A 19,862-nucleotide genomic window follows, 5' to 3' on the forward strand; every position below is an offset into this window, starting at 1 on the left:
GCCGCCGTTAAAGGCAGGTAGGATTGCAGGCAGATTTGGCATGTGTTAACTGAAAGGCCTTAATGACTGTCGTCCCCCTGCCGCTTGAGCAGAACCAGCACGCTAACACCCTCATCCACGGAGCCGACGGCGGTTCCGAGGTGCGCCGTTCGGTCCTGCCCGGCGGCGTCCGCGTGCTGACCGAGGCGATGCCGGGGCAGCGCTCGGCCACCATCGGCTTCTGGGTCGGTGTGGGCTCGCGCGATGAGGCTCCCGGCCAGCACGGCTCCACGCACTTCCTGGAGCACCTCCTCTTCAAGGGCACCAGGCGTCGCACCGCGCTGGAGATCGCCTCGGCCTTCGACGAAGTGGGTGGGGAATCCAACGCCGCGACAGCGAAGGAAAGCACCTGCTACTTCGCCCGCGTGCTGGACACCGACCTGCCCATGGCGATCGACGTCATCGCGGACATGATCACCGGCGCCGTGCTGGATCCGCAGGAGATGGAACAGGAACGCGACGTCATCCTCGAGGAGATCGCGATGGACAGCGACGACCCCACCGACGTCGCCCACGAACACTTCGTCGCCGCAGTGCTGGGAACCCACCCGCTGGGACGGCCGATCGGCGGCACCCCGGACGCCATCCGCGCCGTCGCCCGCGACTCCGTCTGGGACCACTACCGCCGCTACTACCGTCCGGACGAGCTGGTCATCACCGCCGCCGGGGGACTGGACCACGACGTTGTCTGCGGGCTGGTGGTGGATGCCCTGCACTCCGCCGGCTGGAGCCTCGAACCCGACGCCGCCCCGGTACAGCGCCGCTCCACCGACCGGGCCGACATCACCGGCACCGCCGGACTGCACGTCGTCAAGCGTCCCGTGGAACAGGCCAACATCATCATGGGTTGTCCCACGATCGTCGCAACCGACGACCGCCGCTTCGTCATGAGCGTGCTGAACGCGGTGCTCGGCGGCGGCATGTCCTCCAGGCTGTTCCAGGAAGTCCGGGAAAAGCGCGGCCTGGTCTACTCGACCTACTCGTTCGCCTCCTCCTACGCCGACGCCGGCTACTTCGGCATGTACGCCGGCTGCACGCCATCGAAGGTCCGCCAGGTTCTTGAGCTGCTCGGCGCCGAACTCGACAAGCTGGCCGAGGGCGGCATCTCGGACGAGGAACTCCGCAAGGCCGTCGGGCAGCTGTGCGGCGGCATCGTGCTGGCGCTGGAGGACACCGGCTCCCGGATGTCCCGGCTGGGCCGCGCCGAACTGGTCTCCGGCGAATACCAGGACATCGACGAAACCTTGCGCCAGATCAAGGCCGTGACGGCGGCCGAAGTCCAGGAGCTCGCCCGCGAACTCGCGGCCGCCCCGCGGACCGTCACCGTGGTGGGCCCCTTCGAGGAATCCGAGACCTTCGGCCTCTGACGTCGGGCCCCCGGGCCGCTGACGCGGTTACGTAGCCCGCTGATCTGTGCCCGCAGTGGACCGGGTTGCCGGGCCGCACCTAGACACGGCAGGCGGCGCCGCGTGATGATGGGGACGGGTTCACTCGGGAGGCCCCTGGAAGGAAGAAATGGACCGGCCGCTGCCAGGCAGTGCACACGAAGCGCTTGAGGCGTTCCTGGGACACTGGACCGGGACCACGCAGTGGGAGGCCACACCCTGGGGCCCGGCGCGGGTCGCCGCCGTCGAAGTGACCTTCGCACGTGCCGCCGCCGGGCTGGCCGTCACGCACAGCTACCGGCACACGGAGGCCGACGGCGCCCGCTCGGAGGGCCACGGCGTCTTCACCATGGACCCGGACCGTCCGGACACCCTCTGGTACCACGTCAACAGCATGGGGCTGCCCCCGGAAGCACCCGCGCGCGCCAGCTGGCTGGAGGGCACGCTCACCATGGAACGGCGCAGCGACCGCGGCACGTCCCGGCACACCTTCCGGGTGGACGACGGCGTGCTGACGCACAGCGCCGGGCTCCGGCTGGGGTCCGCTACAGACTTCACGCCCTTGATGATCTCGGTCTGCCGGCGTGTGGACGAAGACGCTGCCGTCCCGGCCTGACGCTCGCTCCCTCGGTTGGTGCGATAGAGCGTCGGATGCTCCCTCACCTGATCTGATGGACGGTCGGATGCTCCCTCACCTGATCTGATGGACGGTCGGATGCTCCCTCACCTGATCTGATGGAGCGTTGGCAGCGGCCTAACGTTGCCATAACGTTGCAAAGCCGCCCCGGAAATCCGTTGACACGCCTTGACCTGCGCCTTTAGATTTACCGTAATCTGAATCACCTTTCAGGTTCAGTGCAGTTCGAGTCAGATCCTGTGCTCAGATTCCGCGGATTCTCAAGAAAGGCATCCCGTGAAGGATACAAAGAAGTTCCTGATGGCCGCCGCCATGGCCACCGGGCTCGCCCTCAGCGCCTGTGCCCCCTCTGCCGGCACCGCAGCGCCGGCCGAGTCGGGCAGCACCACGGCCGCCGAGCCGGTCAATGTCGGCATCATCTACTCCAAAACCGGACCGCTGGCAGCCTACGGCGCCACCTACTACGAAGGCCTGCAGGCGGGCATCGACCACGCCACCGGCGGGACCGGCGCCGTTAACGGGGCCAAGATCAACCTCACCTATGCCGACGACGGCGGGGATCCGGACAAGGCCGTGACGGCCGCGAAGGACATGATCGGCAAGGGCTACAAGATCATCGGCGGGACGGTCGCCTCGGGCATTGCGCTCAAGCTCGCCGAACAGGCCGCCCAGAACAAGGTCCTGTACATCTCCGGACCGGCGGCCACCGACGCCATCCAGGGAATCAACAAGTACACCTTCCGTTCGGGCCGCCAGAGCCTCCAGGATGTCGCCACCGCCGGCTCCTTCATCGACACCAACGGCAAGAAGGTGGTTGTCTTCGCGCAGGACAATGCCTTCGGCCAGGGCAACGTTGCCGCGGTCAAGGCCGTCCTCGGAGCCAAGGGCGCCACCGTTGAGGAAGTTCTCGTTCCGGAAGGACAGGAACTGACCCCCTTTGCCCGCCAGCTCATCGATGCCAAGCCCGACATGGTCTTCGTGGCGTGGGCAGGGGCCACGACCGGCACTATGTGGCAGAGCCTGAGCCAGCAGGGCGCCTTCGACGCCGCGCCGGTGGTAACCGGGCTTGGCGACGCCGCAACCTTCGGGGCCTACGGCGAGGCGACCTCCAAGATCAGCTTCCTGAACCACTACTTCCCGGGCGCCTCGGGGACCGAGGTGGAGAAGAAGATGATCGCTTCGGTCGAGAAAGCCGGCAAGAAGGCGGACCTCTTCACCCCTGACGGCTTCGTGGCCGGCCAGATGATCGTCCAGGCCATCAAGGAGGGCGGTTCCGACGCCGACGCCATGGTCAAGGCACTCGAGGGCTTCAGCTTCGACGGCCCCAAGGGCAAGCAGACCGTCCGCGCCTCGGACCACGCCCTCATCCAGGACATGTACCAGGTGAAGCTCGTCCAGACAGGCGGCAGCTGGGGCCCCGAGCTCGTCAACGTCGTTCCGGGCGACACCGTCGCCCCGCCGGAAAAGAAATAACACTTCGCGGCGCTGTGCCACCGGACACCGGTTAACACCGGAACACGACACAGCGCCGCGCACCATCCCCACGGCCCCAGCGAGTCACAAAGGATCCGAATGAATTCCCCAGCCCTGCCCGCCCTCGCGGTGGACGGCCTCGGTCTCCAGATCGGCGGTGCCCGCATCCTCCAGGATGTGAGCTTCACGGTCGGCACCGGCGAGATGATCGGCGTCATCGGCCCCAACGGCGCCGGCAAGACCACCTTGTTCAACCTGATTTCCGGTGTCATGCGGCCCACCACGGGCAGCATCGCGCTGAACGGCAGGGAGATGACGTCCGCGCCGATCCACCGCCGAGCCAAGGCAGGGCTGGGCCGGACCTTCCAGACCTCCAACCTGTTTCCCCGCCTGAGCGTGCTGGAAAACGTCCGGCTCGCCGCGCAGGCGAAACTCGGCGGCAGCAACAGCCTCCTGCGCTTTCCCTCCGCCTCCGATGAGGCCACCCGGACTGCCCGCAGCACCATCGAGGAGGTCGGCCTTACCGGCCAGCTCACGACGGCGGCGGGGGACCTCTCGCACGGCGAGAAGCGCAAAGTGGAGATCGCCGTCCTGCTGGCGACGAATCCCGCCGTCGTGCTTCTGGACGAGCCGATGGCCGGGGTGGCGTCGGGGGACGTCCCGTCCCTCAGCGCGATTATCCGGGGGATGCACCGGGACCGCGGCTGCACCGTGATGATGGTGGAGCATCACATGGACGTGGTCCTGGGCCTCGTGGACCGGGTGGCCGTGATGCATCACGGCAGCCTGCTCGCCTTGGACAGCCCGGAGGCCGTGATGTCGGACCCCACCGTACAGAGTGCCTACTTGGGAGAACCCGTATGACCGCCGCAGCGGAAACCCGACCCATCCTCAGGATCGAGGGCCTCAGCGCCCATATCGCCGGGCAGCAGGTGGTGGAGGATGTCTCCTTCACTGTCCCGGCCACCGGCATCACCGCGCTGCTGGGCCGCAACGGCGTCGGAAAGACCAGCACCATCAAGGCCATCATCGGCCTGATCGACCGCACCGGGGCCGTGGAGCTCGACGGCGTGCGGATCGAGAAGGATCCGACCTTCAAGATCATCCGCAGCGGTGTGGGCTACGTACCCGAGGACCGCGAAGTGTTCTCCAAGCTCACCGTGGCGGAAAACCTCCGGCTCGCCGAACGCGACGACGCACCCCGGCGCGAGCTGGTCGAAGACCTCTTCCCGGACCTGCTTGCCCGGTCCGCCCAGATGGCCGGGACCCTCTCCGGCGGCCAGCAGCAGATGGTTTCCCTGGCCCGTGCACTGCTGAACACCAACAAGATCCTGCTCGTCGACGAACCCACCAAGGGCCTGGCCCCGAAAATCGTGGCCGAAGTCGCCGAGACCCTCGCCGAAGCAGCGAAGACCGTCCCCATCCTGTTGGTCGAACAAAACCTGCACGTCGTGCGCCAGCTCGCCGAAGGCTCGGTGGTCCTCTCCGGCGGCCGGGTGGTCCACACCGGCAGCGCCCTGGGATTCCTCGACGACGCCGAGCTGACCCAGCGGCTGCTGGGCGTCGCCGCCGAAGCCCCCGCACCGGAAATCCGGGAAAACACCGGCAAATTTCCAGTGACAACAGAGGCGGCCCCCGCCGGGAAAGGCGCCGCCCTGTGAGCACCGTCGTCCTGCTCCTCTTCACCGGTCTGGGCCTCGGAGCACTGTACTTCCTCGTGGCCGCCGGGCTGTCCCTGATCTACGGGCTGATGGGTGTGCTCAATTTTGCCCATGGCGCGTTCCTGACCCTCGGGGCCTTCGCCGGCTGGGAAGTCGCCCGCCGCACCGGCTCCGACAACTGGGGGATCTTCCTGCTCTCCCTGCTGGTGGGCGCCGCGGCCGGTGCCGCCTTCGCCGCCTTCACCGAGTTCGTGCTCATCCGCCGGCTGTACCAGCGGCACATCGAGCAGCTCCTGATCACCCTGGGCCTGTCACTCGCGGCAGTGGCATTGTTCGATGGCATCTGGGGCACTGACCCGGTCTTCATCCAAGGACCTGCCTGGTTCAAGGACACCACCGAAATCCTGGGTGCCCGCATTCCCAACGATCGGTTTGTCTGCATCATCGCCGCCGTCCTGGTGCTGCTGGCGATGGTGTTCTTCCTGAAGAACACCCGCTACGGCATGATCATCCGGGCCGGCGTCGAGAACCGCTCCATGGTGACGGCCCTCGGCATCGACGTGCGGAAGGCCTTCACGCTGGTCTTTACCATCGGCGGTGCCGCCGCGGGGCTGGGCGGGGTCCTTGCCTCGCACTACTTCGGCTACGTCTCGCCGATGCTGGGCGGCTCCCTGCTGATCTTCGCCTTTATCGTCACCGTGATCGGCGGACTGGGCTCGCTGACCGGCGCGGCCATCGCCTCCGTCGCGGTCGCCGTCCTGCAGCAATTCGCCAACTTCTACTTGGGCGGCACCGGTGACTTCGTTGTGGTGCTGGCCCTGGCGCTTGTGCTGCTGTTCCGTCCCTCCGGCCTGCTCGGGAGAACCTCATGACCACCGATACCGACGCCGCCGGCACCAACAGCACGGGGGCCAACAGCCAGGACGTCTCCGGCGCGGGCGCGCCCGGCACGGCCGGGGCCGGTCCCCGCCGGACCGCGGCCGCACAGCGCTCCGCCCCGCCCGGCAAGCCGCGCCGGACCCGCCCGAAGGTCGTCGGTGCCGCCGCCGGGCTCGCCGGAATCGTGCTCCTGGTCCTCCTGCCGTTGCTCAACCTGTCCCTGCCCGGAGTGCTGCCCGGGCCCACCTACACCCCGGGATCCCTGCAGTTGCTGGCCATGTGCATGCTGATGGCCGCCGCGGCCCTGACGTACCACCTGCTGCTCGGGGTCGCCGGACTCCTCTCCTTCGGCCATGCCCTGTACTTCGGCGCCGGCGTCTACGGGCTGGCGATCATCCTGCAGAACCTGGACATCCCGTTGCTTCCCGCGATGGGGCTGACCCTGCTGGTTGTGATCGTGCTGGCCCACGTCGTAGGCAGCATCAGCCTGCGGGTCAGCGGCATCCCCTTTGCCATGGTTACCCTCGCCTTCGCCCAGGCCGGATCGGTCATTGTGGGGCGCAACCCGGACGGCACCACAGGCGGAGACGAAGGCCTCTCGCTGCGCACCGACAACCTGCCCGATTTCCTGGTGGGCGTAGCCAACACCCGCAACCTCTACTGGCTGGCGTTGGCGGTGCTTGTGGCGGTGTTCATCGTGGTCACCTGGGTGCAGTCCTCCCGGGCCGGCCACGTCGCCGCCGCGGTCCGGGAGAACGAACTCCGCGTCCGCGTCCTGGGCCTGCAGCCGTACCTCGTGAAGCTGCTGATCTTCGTCGTCTCAGCCGTCCTGGTCAGCATCATCGGCATGGTGTTCCTGCTCCTGCAGAGCGGAGCCGTCCCGCGGGCCATCTCCGCCGACCTGACCATCACCCTGCTCGTTATGGTGGTCCTGGGCGGCGTCGGCTCCCGCTGGGGCGCCGTGATCGGCGGCGTTTTCTATACCATCCTGGACCAGCGACTCACGACCCTCGCGAATTCCGACGCCATCGACGCGCTGCCGGACATCCTGCGGATACCGTTGTCTGAACCCTTGTTCATCCTGGGCACCCTGTTCATCCTTGTGGTGCTGTTCTTGCCGGGCGGCCTGACAGGCACCGCCCAGCGGCTGGCCCGGCGCCGCAAGCGGCTCCGGGGCGCCGGGGAAGCCCGCACCGGGGAAGACAGCACGGCACATGACAGGACAGAGACGTCCCGCGAGATCCTGGAGGAATCGGCATGACACCCGCTGACGGACTGCACACCCTGGGCCGCTGGACCACCGACCGCAGCCACGCCACCCCGCATCGGATCGCCGTCGATGACCGCGGCTGCACGCTGAGCTACGGCGAGCTGGAACGCCGGGCAACCCACCTGGCGGCCGGCCTGGCGTCTGCCGGCTACGTGACGGGGGACCGGATCGCGACCCTGACCGGCAACAGCTCGGATCACGTGGTGGTTTTCTTCGCCTGCGCCAAGGCGGGGCTGGTCCTCGTCCCCCTGTCCTGGCGGCTCTCACCCCGGGAACTCGCCGCGCAGCTTGAACTCGCCGACCCTCAGGTGATGCTCGTGGAGGACGAACTGGATTCCCTCGCGGCAGGAGCGTGCGCGCTGCTGCCGCACCGGCCCCGGACCGCCGCACTGGGTCCCGGCGGCGTTGAAAAATCCGTGCCTCCGCCGTCCCGGGCGCTGGCCACCACGGTGCCCGCTTCAGGTACCGGCCGGCTTGACGATCGCGGGATTGACGATCACCGGCCTGAGCAGCCGCGGGAAGTCCGTGACGACGACCCGCTCCTGATGATCTTCACATCCGGCACCGAGGGGGCCAGCAAGGCCGCCGTACTGACCCACGCCAACTGCTTCTGGACCAACCTCTCGCTGTCCCGGACGATGGATCTGGGCAGCACCGATGTGGTGCTGGCCGTGCTGCCGCAGTTCCACGTCGGCGGCTGGAATATCCAGCCCCTGCTGGCCTGGTGGACCGGCGCCACGGTGGTCCTGGAACGGGGCTTCGAACCGGGCCGGGTCCTGCAGCTGATCGCGGAGCGAAAGGTCACCATGCTCATGGGCGTCCCCACCCAGTACCTGATGCTCGCCGAGCACCCCGACTTCGCCACCGCCGAGCTGGGCAGCCTCCGGCACGCGGTGGTGGGCGGGGCACCCATGCCGCCGGCACTGCTGCGCATCTGGCACCGCAGGGGAGTGGCGTTGAGCCAGGGCTACGGCTTGACCGAGGCATCGCCCAACGTGCTCTGCCTCGCCAACGAGGATGCCCTGCGGATGGTGGGATACTCGGGCAAACCCTATCCGCACGTCGCCGTCGCGGTGGCCGATCCAGTCACCGGGGAAATCCTGGAGGGTGCCGCCTCCGGGGAGCTGCTGGTGGGCGGACCGGGGGTCTTCGCGGGCTACTTCCGCGATCCCGCCGCCACCGCCGCCGTCCTCGCCGGGGACTGGCTGCGCACCGGCGACCTGGTGGAGCGCGACGCCGAGGGCTACATCAAAGTGGTGGACCGGCTCAAGGACATCTACATCTCCGGTGGCGAAAACGTGGCCCCGGCCGAGGTCGAGGCGGCGCTGCTGGCCCATCCGGCGGTGGCCCAGGCCGCCGTCGTCGGCGTGGCGGACGAACGCTGGGGCGAAACCGGCGTGGCATTTGTGGTGATCCGCCCCGGGATGGCCACGGATGAGCAGGAACTCCTGGAACACTGCGGGGCCCGGCTGGCGCGGTTCAAGGTCCCCGGACGGATCGAGACCGTGGCCGCGCTGCCGCGCACGGCGCTGAACAAGGTATTGCGCGCCCGGTTGCGGCAACAGCTGGATGAGCATGGCCGGGCGGGACGCCCCGACGGGCGCGGGCCCGCTGCCCGCCCCGACGGCTCGGCCGCGTCCCTGCCCCTTGACGGGAGCCGGAGGTGAGCGCCGTGCCGCGCACCGCGAGGGGCACCCGAACCCGGGCCAAACTACTCCAGGCTGCCGAAACGGTGTTTGCCTCCGTGGGCTATCACGAAGCCTCGATCGTAAAAATCACCGAGGAGGCCGGCGTCGGCCTGGGCACCTTCTACCTGTACTTCGAGGGAAAACAGACCATTTTCGATGAGGTGGTCGAGGACCTCAACCGGCGGGTCCGGCACGCCATGACCGACGCCGCCCGCTCCGCCGGCACCCGGCTTGAAGCCGAACGGGCCGGCTTCCGGGCCTTCTTCAAGTTCACGGCGGAACACCCCGCGCTGTACCGGATCATCCGGCAGGCCGAGTTCGTCTCGCCCGGGGCCCTGCGCCTGCACTACACCCGGATCGTCAACGGCTACATCGAAGGGCTCAAAGCCGCGCAGCTCAGCGGCGAAGTCCGGGAGATGGATCCCACCGTGGCGGCCTGGGCGCTGATGGGCATCGGCGAGCTGATCGGCATGCGCTGGGTGCTGTGGGACGAGGAAGGCGCCGAACCCGCGCAGGGCGCCCGGCCGGACGTCCCGGAGGAAGTCTTTGAGGAAATGATGCAGTTCATCGAACGCGCACTCGCCCCCGCACCGGGGGCCACGGCGCGAAGCACCGCTACCGGCACCACCCCTACCCAGGAAGGGACAGCCTCGTGAACCAGGCAGCCAGTAACACAGCCGGCAACAATCCGGCCGGCAACTCCACGTACCGGACCACGGAGGTCCAGGTCCGTGGCGGAACCCTGCATACCGCCCTCTGGGGCCCCGAGGACCCGGCCGCGCCGACCATCCTCGCGGTCCACGGGGTGACGGCGTCCCACAAGGCCTGGCCGAAGCTGGCCGAAGCCCTGCCGGACGTCAGGATCATTGCCCCGGACCTGCGGGGCCGAGGGCTCAGCAACGCGCTTCCCGCGCCCTACGGCATGCCCTCCCACGCCGAGGACCTCGCAGCTGTGCTTGACGCGCTGAGCACGGGACCGGTGGTTGTGGTTGGCCATTCGATGGGTGCTTTCGTGTCCGTGGTGCTCGCGAACCTGTTCCCGCAGCGGGTGCGGTCCCTGGTGCTGGTTGACGGCGGACTGCCGTTGCAGGTGCCCGCCGACCTCAGTGACGAGCAGATCGTCGCGGCGGTGCTGGGACCCGCGGCCGAGCGGCTGAACGCCGTCTTCCCCAGCCGGGAGGCCTACCGCAGCTACTGGAAGCAGCATCCGGCCTTCAGCGCGGACTGGAGCCCCCTGGTGGAGGATTACGTCGACTACGACCTCACCGGCGAGGAACCGGTGCTTCGGCCGGCCACCCGCTACCAGGCGATGGCGGACGACACCGCTGAACTGCGCCGTGGTCCCTCACTCCTCAAGGCCCTGGACGAGCTCGCGGTGGAGACCCTGGTGCTGCGGGCGCCCCGCGGCCTGCTGGACGAACCCGGCGGCCTGTACGCACCCGGGTATCTGGATGCCTGGGCCGACAAGCTGCCGGCGCTGACAGTGCGCGAGGTCCCGGACGTCAACCACTACACGATCATCATGGGCGCTGCGGGCGCCGCCGCCGTCGCGGACACCGTGCGGGACGCGCTGGCGGTGGCTTAGCCGTCGGGGCTCCACGTGGGCCGCCCCCGCCGGGCAACTTTCTGCCTGAGGGCTTACGGCGCCGACTCGAGGATCCGGGTCTTCGGGGCACCCAGGAGGGCGGGGGCAACGGTGGAGGAATTCCAGACGTTCGCCTGAAGGTTCGCCAGCAGCGCTTCGGCCTGGTCGCGGCTTTCGAAATCGAGTTCGACCACCACGTAGTTCGGATCGTCCACCGGGCGGCTGACCCGGTGCGCGGTGACCCCCGACGCCACTCGGTTCACCGGATCACTGTCGAATGAGGCTTTCCACATGCCAAAATCCTTGATCTCGTGCTCTATCTGCAAGGTGTACATCGCACTCAGTCCTTCCGGCGCCAGATCTGCAAATTGTGGGGATGCCTCCAAGCTACGCGCGGCAGGCAGCCAGCGGTACCCCAAGATCTGGTGGAGGAGTGTCGGGATCCGGCGCTTCGCCTAGCCGCCGGCGAACGGCGGCAGGACGTCGACGACGTCGTCCGGCTTCAGTGTCGCCGCACGGTTCCGTACCGCCACCTCGTTGAGCAGGAAGCTGCTCCGGGACAGGAGCCGCGCCAGCGGCGGCGTTCCGGCCGGGGGTTCCGGGCGCTCGACGGCGAGGATGGCCTCCAGCAGCGAATCGACCGTGGCGTCCGCGGGCAGGTCGAAGTGCTCCTCGTCGGCGCCGGCGGCAGCGCGCGCGGCAGCGAAGTAACGTACATTCACGGGTGGTTCAGCCTCCGATGGCGCTCATGCTGCGGTCCGGCTGGACGAAGTCCGGGGCGTCCAGTCCGACGTGGTCCATGCCGTGGGCCTTGGGCTTGATCCACATGGCGTCCTGCCAGCGCTCTGCGAGTTGTTCGTCGCTGGCGCCCTCGCGGAGCAGCCCCAGCAGGTCCACTTCCTCGCGGGAGAACAGGCAGCTCATGATCTTGCCCTCGGCCGTGATGCGGGTGCGGCGGCAATCGGAGCAGAACGGCTCGGTCACGGACGCGATGATCCCCACGGTTCCGAGCACCGGCCCGGTGGCTTCGGCCGTGCCGGGAACGCGGGCCCGGACCTCGAAGCGTTCGGCCGGGGCGCCATCGCGGTCCCGCGGATCACTGCTGAGCACGTAGTCGACGGAGAGCAGCTCACGGATCTCCGCGGCGGTGATCATGTTCCGGCGGGTCCAGCCGTGGTCGGCGTCGAGCGGCATCTGCTCGATGAAGCGCAGCTCGTAGCCGCGGTCCAGCGCCCAAGCCAGCAGGGCGGGGGACTCGGCGTCGTTGATGCCGCGCATCAGCACGGCGTTGAGCTTTACGGGGCCCAGGCCGGCGGCCCAGGCGGCATCCACGCCGGCCAGGACCTTGTTCAGGAAGGGGCGGCGGGTCAGTTGGGTGAACGTTTCCTCATGGAGCGAGTCCAGCGAGACGTTGATCCGCGAGAGCCCGGCGGCCTTGAGCCCGGCAGCTTTTTTGTCCAGGCCGACGGCATTCGTGGTCATGGAAATCGGAAGGTCGGGGTGGGCGTGGCGGAGGGCCGAAATGATGTCCATCAGATCGGCCCGCACCAGCGGTTCTCCGCCGGTGAGCCGGAGTTCCCGCACTCCCAGCATGTCGACGCCGATCCGCACGATCCGGACAATCTCCTCCGCCGACATCACGGCCTGCTTGGACAACCACTCCAGGCCCTCGGCAGGCATGCAGTACGTACAGCGCAGATTGCATTTATCCGTCAGGGAAAGCCGCATGTCGGTGGCGCGGCGGCCGTAGCGGTCCACAAGGCCGGCGGGCATCCCGGCCGGGCGCCCGGGCACCTGCGCGCCGGAAGTGCCCGCGCCGGAACCGTCCTCCGCGCGGGGCTGGGGCATACCAAGCTGAACACTCATAGAGTCAGGCTACGCCACCTCGGCGCCGGCATCACTCCTGTTGGGCGCCGTCGTGCTTGTTGGGCCCCGTCGTGCGCCGGTCCCGGCGGGCGGTGCCGCCCGGAGCGGCGCGAATCTATGCTGGGAGCGTGAACACCTCCCAGCACGGGCAGCCGGGCACACTGCCAAACCCCGGCCCGCAAACCCCGGTTCCGCGCCTGACGGACCGGCAAGCGTCTGCCTGGGCGGCCGCGGCCGGAGTCGTGGCCGTCGGTACCGGGCTGGCGCTGGGGGAACTCGCGGCAGGACTCGTGAGTCCCTCGCTCTCCCCGGTGACTGCCGTCGGGGGCGCCGTGATCGATGCGGTCCCGCCAGGCGTCAAGGACTGGGCCATTTCGCTCTTCGGCACGGCGGACAAGATCGCCCTGCTCGGCGGCATGGCGCTCGTGATCGCCGCGCTGGCCGCCGTGGCCGGAATCGCGGAGCTGCGGCGCCGCTTCGCCGGGGTAGCCATCATCGCCGTCTTCGGGGTGGCGGGGCTGGCTGCCGTGCTGGGCCGCAGCGAACTGACCGGGAATGCGGTCCCCGTTCCGCTGCTCGCCGCCGTCGTGAGCATGGTCCTGCTGCGCTGGCTGATCCGCCGGCTGGGGGAGTGGCAGGCCGACGCCGGACTCCCGGCCGAAGGCACAGCACCCGCAGTGGAAGACACAGCACCCGCAGTGGAAGACACAGCACCCGCAGTGGAAGACACAGCGCCGCCGGCCGAAGACACAGCGCCGCCGGCCGAAGGACCTGCCCCCGCGGCGCAGCCTCCCTCCCGCCGCCGCTTCTTCCAGGTGCTCGGCGGAACTGCCGTCGTCGCCGCGGCCGCCGGCGTGCTCGCCGCGACGATCCGGGGAGCCGCCGCCGTCGTGAGTGACCTGCGCAGCAAGCTCGCGCTCCCCGCGCCGGCGTCACCGGCACCGCCCATTCCGGCCGGAGCCGAGGTGGGGCTGGACGGGGTGAGCCCGCTGGTGACGGCCAACAAGGACTTCTACCGGATCGACACCGCCCTGCGCGTCCCGGTGCTGGACCCGGGCCAGTGGACCCTGAAGGTCACCGGGCTCGTGGAGCGCGAGGTCTCGCTGGACTTCGCCACGCTGCTGGCCAAACCCTTGGTCGAGCGGCACGTCACCATCGCCTGCGTCTCCAACGAGGTGGGCGGTGACCTGATTGGCAACGCCCGCTGGCTCGGCTGGCCGGTCCGGGACCTGCTGGCCCTCGCAGGCCCGCAGGACGGCGCGGACATGGTGCTGTCCCGCAGCGCTGACGGCTGGACCGCCGGCACCCCGCTCGAGGTGCTGACGGACAACCGGGACGCGCTCCTGGCCGTCGGGATGAACGGTGAGCCGCTGCCCCTGGAGCACGGCTTTCCGGTCCGGCTCATCGTGCCCGGTCTCTATGGCTACGTGTCGGCGACCAAGTGGGTCACGGAGCTCAAAGTGACGCGCTTCGCGGACGACGTCGGGTACTGGACGCCCCGCGGCTGGAGCGAGAGGGGACCCATCAAGACCTCCTCCCGCATCGATGTGCCCCGCAACGGCCGCTCCGTGCCCGCCGGCACCGTGGCCTTCGGCGGCGTCGCCTGGGCCCAGCACACCGGGATCGGCCGGGTGGAGCTCCGGGTCAACCGTGGCGCGTGGCAGCAGGCCGAGCTGGCCCCAGGGATATCCACGGACACCTGGTCCCAGTGGAAGCTGGCCCTGCCGCTGACCCCCGGCCAGTACGAGGTCCAGGTCCGCGCCACGGACCTCACCGGCGCCGCGCAGGTGGAGGACCGCACGCCGGTGGCGCCCAGCGGGGCCACGGGCTTTCACACGGTTAGAGTTGACGTGAAGTCCTAATACGCCGGGCCAACACGCCCGGCCAAGCAGCCGGGCAAGGCCCCGGACCAGGGAGCCGGACCGGCAAATTCAGTAACCGGCTCACGACGAGGGGTTACCAACGCATGCACCGCACCCAGACACGGCACGTCACCGTGGAAGCGCACCGCGAGTCCGTCCGCCGGCTGCTGGCTCCGCTCCGCACCCCGGACCAGGTTGAACAGCTCCCGCTCCTCGCGGCGCTGGGCAGGGGACTCGCGGCGGACGTCAAGGCTCCGCTGGACCTGCCCCCGTTCGCGAATTCGCAGATGGACGGCTACGCCATCCGCAGTGCCGACGTGCCCGACGACGGTGCCGAACTGCGCGTCGTCGCGCCCGTCCCGGCCGGTGCCACACCCCCCGAACTGGCCCCCGGGACCGCCGCCCCGATCATGACCGGCGCCATGATGCCGCCCGGGGCGGACGCCGTCGTCCCGATCGAACAGGCCCTGCCGGCGGACTTCCCCGCGCCCGGCGTGCCGGCCACGGTCCGGCTGCCCGCCGTCCCGGCACGGAACTTCGTCCGCGACGCCGGCAGCGACATCCGCAGCGGGGCACTGGCACTCGCCGCCGGAACCTTCCTCGGACCCGGCCAGCTGGGACTCCTGGCCGCCATGGGATTCACCGAGGTCCCCGTCTACCGGGCGATGCGGATCCTCCTCGTCACCACCGGCGACGAGGTCGTGGAACCGGGCAGCCCGCTGGGCCCCGGCAAGATCTACGACTCCAACGCCACCCTGCTCGAAGCATCCATGCGCCAGGCCGGCCTCAACGTCACCCGGACCGGGATCTCCACGGACCGCCCCGAGGAGCTCGCGGCCCTGCTGCGCAGGCACGCGGCGGAGGTGGACCTGATCATCACCACCGGCGGAGTCAGCAAGGGCGCCTACGAGGTGGTCCGGCAGGCAATGGAGGGCCACGACGTCGACTTCCTCGGCGTCGCGATGCAGCCCGGCGGTCCGCAGGGGATCGGAACTTTCGACGGCGTCCCGGTCCTCGGGTTCCCGGGCAACCCGGTGAGCTGCCTCGTTTCCTTCGAGATGTTCCTCCGGCCCGCCCTGGCCGACCTCTTCGGCTCGCCCGCGCCGCGTCCCGTGGTGAGGGCCCGGCTGACCCAGGCGCTGGCGTCCCCGCCGGGCAAGCACCAGGTGCGGCGCGGGACCGCCCTCCCCGACGGCACCGTCCGGCTGGAAGGCGGCGCAGGATCGCACCTCGTCAGTGCCCTGGCCCGGTCCAACGCGCTGATCCAGATCCCGGAAGGAATTTCCGCGCTCGCCGAGGGCGCCGAGGTGGAAGTATGGATGCTGTGAATGAAGATAACCCGGCAACGGGAACCCCACGCCTGACCCACCTCCGGCAGGACGGCACGGCCCAGATGGTGGACGTGTCCAACAAGGCGGAGAGCACCCGCGAGGCCACGGCCACCGCCACCGTCCGCAGCACCGCAGAGGTCCTGGCCCTCCTCGGCGCGGGGGAACTGCCCAAGGGCGATGCCCTCTCCGTCGCCCGGGTTGCGGGCATTATGGCCGCGAAGAAAACCCCGGAGCTGATCCCGCTGTGCCACCCGCTGCCGATCGCCAAGGTCACCGTCGACTTCGAGCTCGACACCACCACGGTCACCGTCTTCGCCACCGTTAAGACCCGCGGCATCACCGGCGTCGAGATGGAAGCGCTGACCGCGGCCTCCGTGGCCGCCCTCAGCGTGTACGACATGATCAAGGCCGTGGACAAACACGCGGTGCTGACCGACATCAAGGTGCTGGCCAAAAGCGGCGGCAAGAGCGGGGACTGGACAATATGAGCATGCCCGAACCACACCGGCACGGCGAAGCCACCGGGCGGAAGGCCGGCGTCGTGATCGCCTCCACCCGGGCCGCGGCCGGGATCTATGAGGACCTCACCGGCCCCGTCATCATCGACTGGCTCACCGAACACGGCTTTGAGCCCTACCCGGCGCTCGTGGTCCCCGACGGCGAGGCGGTGGGCGCAGCCCTGCGCGCGCTCCTGACCCAGGCGCCGGCCGTGATCATCACCAGCGGCGGCACCGGCCTCAGCCCCACCGACGCCACCCCGGAACAGACGTTGCCCCTGCTGGACCGCGAAATTCCGGGCATCATGGAGGGCATCCGCGGCGCCGGGACCGCCAAAACCCCCCTGGCGATGCTCAGCCGGGGCCACGCGGGGGCGGCCGGCCAGACTTTCATCGTCAATCTCCCCGGATCCCCCAAGGGCGTTATGGACGGCCTCAGCGTGCTGGATCCCATCCTCGGACACCTGTGCGACCAGCTGGAAGGCAGCCATGGCCACTGAATCAACCTTTGAACCGGACTTTGTCGTGGTGAACGCGGTACTGAGCGCCGAGCCCATCTCGGTGGACCAGGCCATCGCCGCCGTCGAATCCGACACCGCGGGCGCGGTGGTCAGCTTCAGCGGCGTGGTCCGGAACCACGACGGCGGCAAACCTGTCCGGCGGCTCAGCTACAGCGCGCACCCGACAGCGCACCAGGTGATGGCCGACGTCGTCGCGCAGCTCGTCGCCGAACAGGCCGCCGGCGGTGACACCGGCAGCGAATCCGGAGAACCCGGCGGGACCGGCAGCGGCACGGCACAGCCGGTGCGGATCTGGGCGGCCCATCGGATTGGGATGCTGGAGATCGGCGACCCCGCCCTGGTCTGCGCCGTATCCGCCGCGCACCGCGGCCAGGCCTTCGCGGTCTGCTCGGAACTGGTGGACCGGATCAAGGCGCAGGTTCCCATCTGGAAAGAACAGTTCTTCACCGACGGCACGGTCGAGTGGGTCGGTGCGGGGGAATAGTCCTCTCGCATCAAGGCGTCAGCGCCGCGCTGCGGGCCTGTTAGGGCCTGTCATGCGCGGCCGCCGGTTCAAGGCGGCACCCGCCCCGGCGGTAGGGTTGATGGCATGACCGAACAACTCGCAGTCGCCGTGCTGGGCGCGAACGGGCGCATGGGCGCCGAGGCGGTGCAGGCCGTCGAGGCCGCCGCGGACCTGAAGCTTGTCGCCGCGCTGGGCCGGAACGATTCCCTGGACACGCTCGTCGACGCCGGCGCCCGGATCGTGGTGGACCTGACGGTCCCCGAAAGCACCGAAGCGAACGTCCGCTTCGCCGTCGAACACGGCATGCATGCCGTTGTGGGGACCACCGGCTGGGACGCGGAGAGGCTGCGCCGGCTCGAGGAACTCCTCGCCGGCCATCCCGGCGCGGGAGTCCTGATCGCGCCGAACTTCGCCCTGGGCTCGGTCCTCGCCTCCGCTTTCGCGGCCAAGGCCGCGCGCTACTTCGAATCGGTCGAAATCGTCGAACTGCACCACCCGGACAAGGTGGACGCCCCGTCCGGAACGGCTGTGCGGACCGCGCAGCTGATCTCCGCAGAGCGCGCGGCCGCCGGCCTCCCCGCCAGCCCCGACGCCACCACCAGCGAGCGCCCTGGCGCGCGCGGCTGCGACGTCGACGGCGTCCGCGTCCACAGCGTCCGGCTGCGCGGACTCGTAGCCCACCAGGAAGTCCTGCTGGGCGGGCCGGGGGAGCAGCTGACCTTCCGGCACGACTCCTTCGACCGCGCCTCCTTTATGCCCGGCGTGCTGCTGGGTGTGCGCAGCGTTGCGGCGAACCCGGGCCTCACTGTCGGGCTGGACGGCTACCTGGACCTGGGGGTCTGAGCGCCTTGGCCAATGTCCTGACCGCGTTCAAAGCCAACCGCACCAAGATCTGGGTCGGCGCCGTCACGCTCCTTCTGGTTTTCTACCTCGTGGTGTCTTTCCAGCGCGCGGTGCTCCTGATGACGGACCCCAATCCCGTGGCGAAGGCCATCGGTGTGGCGTATCTGCTCCTCCCGGTGATCGGGGCCTGGGCCCTGGTCCGCGAGCTGCTTTTCGGCGCCCGGACGGAACGACTGGCGAAAATCCTCGAAGCCGAGGGCGGGCTGCCGGAAGACACGCTGCCGCGCACGCCTGCGGGGCGGATCGTCCGCGAGGCTGCCGACCTCGAATTCGAGAAGTACCGTGCCGAAACGGAAGCCGCGCCGGAGGACTGGCGCTCCTGGTTCCGGCTCAGCTGCGCCTACGACGCCGCGGGCGACCGCAAGCGGGCGCGCGCCGCGATGCGCGACGCCGTCCGGCTGTACCGCACGGGATCCCGCCAGGCCTGAGCCGTTTCCGGGGCGACTCCGGGGCAGTTACCGGACGCGGGCCGGCTGGAAGCGGCCCAGCTGGTTGGCCGCATGCGCCACCCACTCCAGCGGACCCCGCCATGACAGGGCCGCGAAGATGCCGCCCAAGACCAGGATCGCCACGGCCTGTCCCCAGTAGACGCCCTCAACTGTCCATCCGGACGGCAACGGCCGGCCGTAGAGCGAGGCCATCACGCACAGGTGCGCCGTGTAGAAGCTCAAGGTCATGGCACCGGCACCGCGCAGCGGGAGCAGCACGTCCAGCCCGGGCCGCTGCACCAGCCGGCCCACCAGAAGAAAGACTCCGACGACGGCGGCCGCCACCCCCGAGGTGTGCAGCAGGTCCAGCGTGGTTCCCGAGTGCGGGGCGCTGGAGGCGAGCCACCAGGCCGAACCGGTCTGGTCTACGCCGGCCAGATTGACCTGCAGGAGGCTCTCCAGCGGGTACGAGGGATCCAGCAGTGTGGCCTGCAGCGCCGCCCGGCCGCCCCAGTCCTCCATCATCACGACGCTAAGCCACTTGGCAAGGACCGCCACCGCGGATCCCACCGCCAGCAGCAGGACCGGGACCGATGCCGACGTGAGGGCGAGCCGGCCGATCGCCAGGCCGATCAGCAGATACGTAATCCACTGCAGGACGGGATAATAGCCGGTCAGGAAGAGGTCCCCGAGCAGGACGGCCGGCGTGGACAGGTCCTCCCACAGGGGGTTGTGACCCAGCTGCAGGGGCGGCTCGGCGGTGAGGAGCCAAGGCCGCAGCAGGAAGGCGACAGCCGGGCTGACCAGCACCCAGCCGGCGGCCAGCACCAGAAGGTGTTTGACGTCCAGCCCGAGGAACGGCAGCACGCACAGGAACAGCACGGCGTAGTGGACCAGGATGATGGCGATGTTCACCTCGAGCCCGCCAAGGGAGAGCCCGACGGCGCCGATCACCAGGGCCCGGAGCGCGACGCCCCGGCGGGCCGCCCACAGGTCGGGGCCGTGGAGCGGTTGCTGCTTGCCGGTTGACAGGGCCAGCCCGACTCCCGCGAGGACGGCGAACAGGGCGGAGGCGCGACCGGAAAACACGAGTCCCGTCCACGTGGGGGTGAGGTGGGCGTTGGACTCGAAAGTCGGGAAGACGTGCGTGGCCATCATGCCCAGGAGGGCCAGGCCGCGGGCGGCGTCGATGCCGGACAACCGCGTTCCAGCGAGCTTGCCTGCTGCGGGCCGTGAAGTGGAGGCTGTTCCGCGCGACGTCATCGTCCGATCGTCTCATGAGACGCGCCGGCGGGCTGCGGCCAGGAACGGATCCGGCGGTGTTCACAGGAG

General features: G+C 69.4%; 21 protein-coding genes. 17 read left to right on the plus strand and 4 right to left on the minus strand.

Features of this window, described 5'->3' with window-relative positions; genetic code table 11:
- The first annotated feature begins 62 nt into the window (after window positions 1–62).
- The 10 genes from AC6EUH_RS05850 to AC6EUH_RS05895 all read left to right on the plus strand — a co-directional run bounded on the left by AC6EUH_RS05850 (window position 63) and on the right by AC6EUH_RS05895 (window position 10,617).
- Window positions 63–1,406: a M16 family metallopeptidase gene (locus AC6EUH_RS05850; RefSeq protein WP_499738059.1), complete on the plus strand. Its 1,344-nt coding sequence runs from the start codon at window positions 63–65 to the stop codon at window positions 1,404–1,406.
- Window positions 1,407–1,554: 148 nt separating this feature from the next.
- Entirely contained in the window at window positions 1,555–2,040 is a 486-nt protein-coding gene (locus AC6EUH_RS05855) for a DUF1579 family protein (RefSeq protein ID WP_056432461.1), read from the plus strand.
- Window positions 2,041–2,337: 297 nt separating this feature from the next.
- Window positions 2,338–3,534: a substrate-binding domain-containing protein gene (locus AC6EUH_RS05860; protein ID WP_499738060.1), complete on the plus strand. Its 1,197-nt coding sequence runs from the start codon at window positions 2,338–2,340 to the stop codon at window positions 3,532–3,534.
- A 99-nt stretch (window positions 3,535–3,633) separates the two neighbouring features.
- Window positions 3,634–4,398: an ABC transporter ATP-binding protein gene (locus AC6EUH_RS05865; RefSeq protein WP_056432455.1), complete on the plus strand. Its 765-nt coding sequence runs from the start codon at window positions 3,634–3,636 to the stop codon at window positions 4,396–4,398.
- Window positions 4,395–5,195 carry an ABC transporter ATP-binding protein gene (locus AC6EUH_RS05870; protein WP_499738061.1) on the plus strand — a complete coding sequence of 267 codons (801 nt, stop codon included), beginning with the start codon at window positions 4,395–4,397 and terminating at the stop codon, window positions 5,193–5,195. The genes AC6EUH_RS05865 and AC6EUH_RS05870 overlap by 4 nt, the downstream gene beginning before the upstream one ends.
- The gene (locus AC6EUH_RS05875) at window positions 5,192–6,067 is read left to right on the plus strand and encodes a branched-chain amino acid ABC transporter permease (protein WP_056432449.1); all 876 of its coding nucleotides are present in this window, start codon (window positions 5,192–5,194) and stop codon (window positions 6,065–6,067) included. Before AC6EUH_RS05870 ends, AC6EUH_RS05875 begins: the two co-directional genes overlap by 4 nt.
- Window positions 6,064–7,335 (plus strand): branched-chain amino acid ABC transporter permease, encoded by a 1,272-nt coding sequence (locus AC6EUH_RS05880; protein ID WP_499738062.1) that lies wholly within the window; start codon window positions 6,064–6,066, stop codon window positions 7,333–7,335. Before AC6EUH_RS05875 ends, AC6EUH_RS05880 begins: the two co-directional genes overlap by 4 nt.
- Complete coding sequence (locus tag AC6EUH_RS05885; RefSeq protein WP_082492795.1) at window positions 7,332–9,011, plus strand: class I adenylate-forming enzyme family protein; 1,680 nt, start codon at window positions 7,332–7,334, stop codon at window positions 9,009–9,011. The genes AC6EUH_RS05880 and AC6EUH_RS05885 overlap by 4 nt, the downstream gene beginning before the upstream one ends.
- Window positions 9,008–9,688: a TetR/AcrR family transcriptional regulator gene (locus AC6EUH_RS05890; RefSeq protein WP_056432443.1), complete on the plus strand. Its 681-nt coding sequence runs from the start codon at window positions 9,008–9,010 to the stop codon at window positions 9,686–9,688. The genes AC6EUH_RS05885 and AC6EUH_RS05890 overlap by 4 nt, the downstream gene beginning before the upstream one ends.
- On the plus strand, window positions 9,685–10,617 hold the full coding sequence (locus AC6EUH_RS05895) for an alpha/beta hydrolase (RefSeq protein ID WP_082492794.1): 933 nt from the start codon (window positions 9,685–9,687) through the stop codon (window positions 10,615–10,617). Before AC6EUH_RS05890 ends, AC6EUH_RS05895 begins: the two co-directional genes overlap by 4 nt.
- A gap of 53 nt (window positions 10,618–10,670) precedes the next feature.
- On the opposite strand, the gene AC6EUH_RS05900 is transcribed toward AC6EUH_RS05895, so the two are convergent.
- From AC6EUH_RS05900 to moaA, 3 genes are all read right to left on the minus strand, one after another.
- Complete coding sequence (locus AC6EUH_RS05900; protein WP_056432440.1) at window positions 10,671–10,952, minus strand: hypothetical protein; 282 nt, start codon at window positions 10,950–10,952, stop codon at window positions 10,671–10,673.
- Between the two features lie 120 nt (window positions 10,953–11,072).
- Window positions 11,073–11,339: a MoaD/ThiS family protein gene (locus AC6EUH_RS05905; protein ID WP_056432439.1), complete on the minus strand. Its 267-nt coding sequence runs from the start codon at window positions 11,337–11,339 to the stop codon at window positions 11,073–11,075.
- Window positions 11,340–11,346: 7 nt separating this feature from the next.
- Window positions 11,347–12,483 (minus strand): GTP 3',8-cyclase MoaA, encoded by a 1,137-nt coding sequence (gene moaA / locus AC6EUH_RS05910; RefSeq protein WP_200913075.1) that lies wholly within the window; start codon window positions 12,481–12,483, stop codon window positions 11,347–11,349.
- A gap of 128 nt (window positions 12,484–12,611) precedes the next feature.
- Here moaA and AC6EUH_RS05915 point away from each other — a divergent pair, with 128 nt between their 5' ends.
- The 7 genes from AC6EUH_RS05915 to AC6EUH_RS05945 all read left to right on the plus strand — a co-directional run bounded on the left by AC6EUH_RS05915 (window position 12,612) and on the right by AC6EUH_RS05945 (window position 18,530).
- The gene (locus AC6EUH_RS05915; RefSeq protein ID WP_499738063.1) at window positions 12,612–14,345 is read left to right on the plus strand and encodes a molybdopterin-dependent oxidoreductase; all 1,734 of its coding nucleotides are present in this window, start codon (window positions 12,612–12,614) and stop codon (window positions 14,343–14,345) included.
- 104 nt (window positions 14,346–14,449) lie between these two features.
- Complete coding sequence (locus AC6EUH_RS05920) at window positions 14,450–15,673, plus strand: molybdopterin molybdotransferase MoeA (RefSeq protein ID WP_499738064.1); 1,224 nt, start codon at window positions 14,450–14,452, stop codon at window positions 15,671–15,673.
- Complete coding sequence (moaC, locus tag AC6EUH_RS05925; protein WP_056432433.1) at window positions 15,661–16,164, plus strand: cyclic pyranopterin monophosphate synthase MoaC; 504 nt, start codon at window positions 15,661–15,663, stop codon at window positions 16,162–16,164. Before AC6EUH_RS05920 ends, moaC begins: the two co-directional genes overlap by 13 nt.
- Window positions 16,161–16,673 (plus strand): MogA/MoaB family molybdenum cofactor biosynthesis protein, encoded by a 513-nt coding sequence (locus AC6EUH_RS05930; protein WP_056432430.1) that lies wholly within the window; start codon window positions 16,161–16,163, stop codon window positions 16,671–16,673. Before moaC ends, AC6EUH_RS05930 begins: the two co-directional genes overlap by 4 nt.
- Entirely contained in the window at window positions 16,663–17,178 is a 516-nt protein-coding gene (locus AC6EUH_RS05935) for a molybdenum cofactor biosynthesis protein MoaE (RefSeq protein WP_499738065.1), read from the plus strand. The genes AC6EUH_RS05930 and AC6EUH_RS05935 overlap by 11 nt, the downstream gene beginning before the upstream one ends.
- A gap of 105 nt (window positions 17,179–17,283) precedes the next feature.
- On the plus strand, window positions 17,284–18,042 hold the full coding sequence (gene dapB, locus AC6EUH_RS05940) for a 4-hydroxy-tetrahydrodipicolinate reductase (protein ID WP_056432424.1): 759 nt from the start codon (window positions 17,284–17,286) through the stop codon (window positions 18,040–18,042).
- Window positions 18,043–18,047: 5 nt separating this feature from the next.
- Complete coding sequence (locus AC6EUH_RS05945; protein ID WP_499738066.1) at window positions 18,048–18,530, plus strand: hypothetical protein; 483 nt, start codon at window positions 18,048–18,050, stop codon at window positions 18,528–18,530.
- A 27-nt stretch (window positions 18,531–18,557) separates the two neighbouring features.
- On the opposite strand, the gene AC6EUH_RS05950 is transcribed toward AC6EUH_RS05945, so the two are convergent.
- Entirely contained in the window at window positions 18,558–19,793 is a 1,236-nt protein-coding gene (locus tag AC6EUH_RS05950; RefSeq protein WP_499738067.1) for a heparan-alpha-glucosaminide N-acetyltransferase domain-containing protein, read from the minus strand.
- Window positions 19,794–19,862: the final 69 nt, after the last annotated feature.

The sequence above is a fragment of the Arthrobacter sp. 001422645 genome (assembly GCF_059816125.1).

What these genes read in the sequence shown, in the direction of transcription:
- AC6EUH_RS05850 (WP_499738059.1), top strand. Translation starts at nt 63, where the DNA reads ATGACTGTCGTCCCCCTGCCGCTTGAGCAGAACCAGCACGCTAACACC.
- AC6EUH_RS05855 (WP_056432461.1), top strand. Translation starts at nt 1,555, where the DNA reads ATGGACCGGCCGCTGCCAGGCAGTGCACACGAAGCGCTTGAGGCGTTC.
- AC6EUH_RS05865 (WP_056432455.1), top strand. Translation starts at nt 3,634, where the DNA reads ATGAATTCCCCAGCCCTGCCCGCCCTCGCGGTGGACGGCCTCGGTCTC.
- AC6EUH_RS05870 (WP_499738061.1), top strand. Translation starts at nt 4,395, where the DNA reads ATGACCGCCGCAGCGGAAACCCGACCCATCCTCAGGATCGAGGGCCTC.
- AC6EUH_RS05880 (WP_499738062.1), top strand. Translation starts at nt 6,064, where the DNA reads ATGACCACCGATACCGACGCCGCCGGCACCAACAGCACGGGGGCCAAC.
- AC6EUH_RS05885 (WP_082492795.1), top strand. Translation starts at nt 7,332, where the DNA reads ATGACACCCGCTGACGGACTGCACACCCTGGGCCGCTGGACCACCGAC.
- AC6EUH_RS05900 (WP_056432440.1), bottom strand. Translation starts at nt 10,952, where the DNA reads ATGTACACCTTGCAGATAGAGCACGAGATCAAGGATTTTGGCATGTGG.
- moaA (WP_200913075.1), bottom strand. Translation starts at nt 12,483, where the DNA reads ATGAGTGTTCAGCTTGGTATGCCCCAGCCCCGCGCGGAGGACGGTTCC.
- AC6EUH_RS05920 (WP_499738064.1), top strand. Translation starts at nt 14,450, where the DNA reads ATGCACCGCACCCAGACACGGCACGTCACCGTGGAAGCGCACCGCGAG.
- moaC (WP_056432433.1), top strand. Translation starts at nt 15,661, where the DNA reads ATGGATGCTGTGAATGAAGATAACCCGGCAACGGGAACCCCACGCCTG.
- AC6EUH_RS05930 (WP_056432430.1), top strand. Translation starts at nt 16,161, where the DNA reads ATGAGCATGCCCGAACCACACCGGCACGGCGAAGCCACCGGGCGGAAG.
- AC6EUH_RS05935 (WP_499738065.1), top strand. Translation starts at nt 16,663, where the DNA reads ATGGCCACTGAATCAACCTTTGAACCGGACTTTGTCGTGGTGAACGCG.
- dapB (WP_056432424.1), top strand. Translation starts at nt 17,284, where the DNA reads ATGACCGAACAACTCGCAGTCGCCGTGCTGGGCGCGAACGGGCGCATG.
- AC6EUH_RS05950 (WP_499738067.1), bottom strand. Translation starts at nt 19,793, where the DNA reads ATGACGTCGCGCGGAACAGCCTCCACTTCACGGCCCGCAGCAGGCAAG.